The sequence below is a fragment of the Corallococcus aberystwythensis genome, from assembly GCF_003612165.1.
Lineage (GTDB): Bacteria > Myxococcota > Myxococcia > Myxococcales > Myxococcaceae > Corallococcus > Corallococcus aberystwythensis.
Window position 1 is genome coordinate 1 of the sequence record NZ_RAWK01000471.1, and the last position, 3,464, is coordinate 3,464.

Genomic DNA, 3,464 nt, shown 5'->3' on the forward strand with positions numbered 1-3,464 from the left:
CGTCGGCAGCGTCAGATGTGTATAAGAGCCAGGTCTTCGCCCTCCCCTCCTCCCCCGTGGAGGAGACGGACGCCAGGACGGGCCGCCGCAAGAGCGCCAAGGCGGAGGCCGCCGCCGTCCAGGAGCGCATCGCCCCGAAGAAGCGCATCACCGACGCGGAGGACGCCGACGCTTCCGCCCCGGCGCCGCAGGCCCAGCAAGCTCCGGACGAAGAGGACGCCCCGCGCTTCCTCAAGCGCGAGCTGCCCCGTCCCCGCGGCCGCTTCACCCGCGTGGAGGCCCAGCGACTGTCGTTCTTTGAACTGACGCGCGCGGAGGGCAAGGAGACGCTGGAGGCCGCCATCGAGGCGGCGGAGCACCGCTACTCGCTCCTGCGCACGCTGGAGCACCGCTACAACGGCCCGCGCGGCGAGCTGACCCAGGTGGACATGGAGAACGTGCTGCGCCAGCACGGCCTCATGGAGACGCTGGAGGCCCGCGAGCGCCACAACATCCAGACCGCCTATGCCGCGCAGCGCGGCGCCGCCGGACGCGTGGGCTGGGCGCTGGGTCTGTCCCCCAGCGAGCTGCAGCGGCTGACCCACGCGCTCAAGCTGGAGGAAGAGGTGGAGGCCCTGCGCGAGCGCTTCCGCAACGAGGTGCTGGCGACAGGCCACCTCACCCACCGGTTGGATCTGCTCGGCCGGGACAAGTACCTGGTGGACCTGGGCATCCAGAAGCGCTTCTCCGACGCGCTCCGCAAGGAGCTGGAGCGGCTGGCGAAGGACGCCCTGCCGGACGCCACGGATCTCCACTCGCTGGCCAACGTCGTGGGGCGCAAGCACGGCGCGCCCGCGGAGTTGATCACCCGCGCTTTCGAACGTCTGAACCTGACGGAAGGGCTGCGCAAGCAGCTGTCCGCCCAGGCCCAATCCCCTTCGCACTGACTCATCGAGACGAGGTACCCACCCCATGCCCATCTACGAGTACGGCTGCTCGGCCTGTGGAAAGACCATCGACGTCCTCCAGAAGATGTCCGACCCGACGCCCCCCGCATGCACCGCGTGCGGCGCCCCGGGCACGCTGAGCAAGCAGGTCAGCCGCTCCAGCTTCCACCTCAAGGGTGGCGGCTGGTACTCGGACCTGTACGGCTCCACGAAGAAGGACGGCGGCGGTTCAACGTCCTCCTCCTCGGCGTCGCCGGCGTCCGCCGCGGCGCCGGCGGCCAGCAGCAGCACACCGGCCAGCGCTCCCGCGGCGGCGCCGAGCACGCCGTCCGCGTCCGGCGACAAGTCGTAGCGCGCAACCGCACCACCGCCCCCGGCTGAAAATTCGCTGGGGGCGCGGGGAGGCCGCAGACTTCATGCGTGCCCTTTCCTCCCTCGAAGCGTCCCCCCCGCCACTGCGCGCTGTGCGGCCATCCAGAGCTGACGGATGCGCGGGGGCAGGGGCGGTTCCTCCTGGTCGCGGATCCGCATGGCCGGGGTCCCGTGTGTCCCCCCCAGCGCGGCTGCCGCAACGGCAAGCTCGCGGCTGCGGACACGCCGGCGCTGACGCAGGCCATCCGCTAGGCTAAGCAGGCACCTTGAAGTGCGCGCGTTCCCTCCCGCGCGCCTCCAGGTGCCATGTCGCGTTCCTACCGCTCGCTGTCGTCCCGTCTCCTGGTGCCGCTGCTGGCCGTCGTCGTCTCCGCCGGCTGCGCATCCGCCACCCGCATGTCCCCCGAGGATCGCGCCTCGCTGGACCGGACCCTCACCGGCCCGAACGCGGAGCAGTACCTGCGCGTCTCCGCCTACCTGACGCCCTTCTTCGGGGACGCGTCCAAGCGGCTGCTCACGCCCTACCCGCCGGAGGACGTGCGGCTGGTGGATGACACCCAGGGCAAGCCCATCAACCCCGGCGCCATCCAGGCCACCCTCCCCGCCGGCTCGCGCGTGCGGATCACGAAGGTGGAGTTCCCCACGGCCTGGGTCGTCACCGAGCGCGTGCTCTACTCACCACGCACCTGGCCGTGGGTGTACGTGACGGTGGAGGGCGCTCCCGCGGGCGAGCAGGTGGTGCTGGTGCTGCCGCCGAACCTGGACCGCCCGGACGCCTTCCGCGCGGAGCTGGAGAAGACGCTGTCCCCCCACCCGCTGACGGATCAGCTCAACGGCTTCAGCGCGGCCGTGAAGGAAGCCGTGCGCACCAAGACGCTGGTGGCGGACATGCCCGCGGACGCGGTGCGCATGGCCTGGGGGCCCCCGGAGTCCGTGCGCCGCACGCTGGAGGGCACCGCGAAGAACGAGGAGTGGCGCTACACCGGGGAGCGCCGCAAGGCGTTCCTCACCGACGGGAAGCTGGTGCGCGCGGAGGAGGCGGGCAAGCCCGTCCTCCCCTAGCGCCTACCGCCGGCCGCCGCGGCGGTGCTGCTTCTTGCCGCCGCCGCCACCGCCCTTGCGCTGGGCCTGCGCCTCGCCCGGCCGGGTGAGGCGGGGCAGCTCGCCGGCCATCACCGGCCAGTAGTCGCCCTTGAACAACTCCTCCACCAGCTGCGCCTGGGTGAGCACGTCGCGCTTGAAGAAGGTGGCGCCGCGGCCCATCTCATCCAGGGAGCCGCGCGCGTCACTGCCGCCCACGCAGGGCAGCTTGAGCACGTCCGCGGCCTCGACGGCCAGGTCGTTCGCGGTCTGCTTCACCTTGGCGTTGTAGCCCTCCACGGCGCACAGCACTCCCGACAGCGAGCGCACGTACTCCATGGCGGGGTTGGGCACGTCCCGGTCGAACGGGCGGGCAGCGACGATGGCCGCGCCCAGCGCCTTCACCTTGGGCAGGCACTCGGCCGCGCTCCAGGGCTTCTCCCGGTTGCTGCCCCACATCTGCACGGGCTCCGGCGCCATCTCCGGCTTCGGGAAGAAGCACAGGTACTGGCCCCGGTCCGTGACGAGCTCCAGGCCCACGAAGACCTTCACCTTGGACTTCGCGCCGATCTCGAAGAGCTCGTCGCAGCCGTCCTGGGTGTTGGTTTCCGTGAACGCCACCGCGTCCAGGCCGAACATCGCCGCCCGCTCCAGCACGGCGCGCGGCTCCAGGTCGCACCCCTTGGACAGGTGGGAATGGGCGTGTAGGTCGATGAGCATGGGCGACGCGTGCCTAACAGGCCTCCCCGGGCCTGTCGAGCCCGCGTGCTCAGCCCCTCAGGCGAACGCGTAGGACTGGAAGTTGCCCTGCTTGGCCTGGCTGTTCTTCTCCTCGTACGTGCGGATGAGGTAGCCCATCAGCATCAGCGAGGAGGTGTTCTCGAGCACCCGCGAAGGGTCCTTGGAGATGAGGTTCGCGCTGTAGTTCAGGAAGAACTGCGCCAGATCCTCGCCCGCTTCCTTCACGATCAGGGCGTTCAGAGCACTCGGCTCCATGGTGCGGATGGTGTTGATGAAATCCACCGCCAGGTCCTTCTTCGTCTTCATGTCCACGGTCCTGCCCCCTTTTTCCGCCCGCCCCTGAAG

General features: G+C 70.6%; 6 protein-coding genes. 4 read left to right on the forward strand and 2 right to left on the reverse strand.

What is annotated here, in order from left to right; all coding sequences use genetic code 11:
* The 4 genes from D7W81_RS44655 to D7W81_RS40460 form a co-directional block, all read left to right on the forward strand.
* Nucleotides 1–926 (forward strand): hypothetical protein (locus D7W81_RS44655; protein WP_120560649.1); only part of this gene is annotated, 926 nt, incomplete at its 5' end.
* A 25-nt stretch (nucleotides 927–951) separates the two neighbouring features.
* The gene (locus tag D7W81_RS40450; protein WP_120560644.1) at nucleotides 952–1,278 is read left to right on the forward strand and encodes an FmdB family zinc ribbon protein; all 327 of its coding nucleotides are present in this window, start codon (nucleotides 952–954) and stop codon (nucleotides 1,276–1,278) included.
* A gap of 68 nt (nucleotides 1,279–1,346) precedes the next feature.
* Nucleotides 1,347–1,550 carry a hypothetical protein gene (locus tag D7W81_RS40455; protein ID WP_120560645.1) on the forward strand — a complete coding sequence of 68 codons (204 nt, stop codon included), beginning with the start codon at nucleotides 1,347–1,349 and terminating at the stop codon, nucleotides 1,548–1,550.
* Nucleotides 1,551–1,604: 54 nt separating this feature from the next.
* On the forward strand, nucleotides 1,605–2,360 hold the full coding sequence (locus D7W81_RS40460; protein ID WP_120560646.1) for a hypothetical protein: 756 nt from the start codon (nucleotides 1,605–1,607) through the stop codon (nucleotides 2,358–2,360).
* Between the two features lie 3 nt (nucleotides 2,361–2,363).
* Here the strand turns inward: D7W81_RS40460 and D7W81_RS40465 are convergent, their stop codons facing one another.
* Entirely contained in the window at nucleotides 2,364–3,098 is a 735-nt protein-coding gene (locus D7W81_RS40465; RefSeq protein ID WP_120560647.1) for a PHP-associated domain-containing protein, read from the reverse strand.
* A gap of 57 nt (nucleotides 3,099–3,155) precedes the next feature.
* Nucleotides 3,156–3,431: a hypothetical protein gene (locus tag D7W81_RS40470; RefSeq protein WP_120560648.1), complete on the reverse strand. Its 276-nt coding sequence runs from the start codon at nucleotides 3,429–3,431 to the stop codon at nucleotides 3,156–3,158.
* Nucleotides 3,432–3,464 lie beyond the last annotated feature (33 nt).

Excerpts from the sequence above, each read along its gene's own strand:
- D7W81_RS40450 (WP_120560644.1), top strand. The coding sequence starts at position 952 with ATGCCCATCTACGAGTACGGCTGCTCGGCCTGTGGAAAGACCATCGAC.
- D7W81_RS40460 (WP_120560646.1), top strand. The coding sequence starts at position 1,605 with ATGTCGCGTTCCTACCGCTCGCTGTCGTCCCGTCTCCTGGTGCCGCTG.
- D7W81_RS40465 (WP_120560647.1), bottom strand. The coding sequence starts at position 3,098 with ATGCTCATCGACCTACACGCCCATTCCCACCTGTCCAAGGGGTGCGAC.